The organism is Rhodopirellula islandica (assembly GCF_001027925.1).
In the GTDB taxonomy this organism is placed as follows: Bacteria; Planctomycetota; Planctomycetia; order Pirellulales; family Pirellulaceae; genus Rhodopirellula; species Rhodopirellula islandica.
Genome location: NZ_LECT01000032.1, coordinates 1 through 351, shown reverse-complemented (window position 1 = coordinate 351; position 351 = coordinate 1). Strand labels below are relative to the sequence as shown.

General features: G+C 59.8%; 1 protein-coding gene. It reads right to left on the bottom strand.

The features are described 5' to 3' along the window. The coding region (locus tag RISK_RS33630) for a DUF1589 domain-containing protein (protein ID WP_449314169.1) at window positions 1–147 on the bottom strand (147 nt) is incomplete at its 3' end. Window positions 148–351: the final 204 nt, after the last annotated feature.

Here is a 351-nt window from a genome sequence, read left to right as displayed (position 1 = left end):
TCCGAATTCTTGGCGAATCCGGCTACGTAGGTTCGGCCTTGCTGACGCGGCGGGGTGTGTAGGCCAGGTTCTACCTGGCGGGGTGATTGGACGGGCCGCGTTGAATCTTGCGGGCGTGGTTGGACGACTCGCTTTGTTCCAAAGCATCGGCTGGGTGCCAGGTGATGACCTGGCCTACGTTGATGGATTCACCAGGATGATGGATTCGCCGGAATTCAGAGATCCGAATTCTGGCGAATCCGGCTACGGGTGAGATGGCGTCCGAATTCTTGGCGAATCCGGCTACGTAGGTTCGGCCTTGCTGACGCGGCGGGGTGTGTAGGCCAGGTTCTACCTGGCGGGGTGATTGGA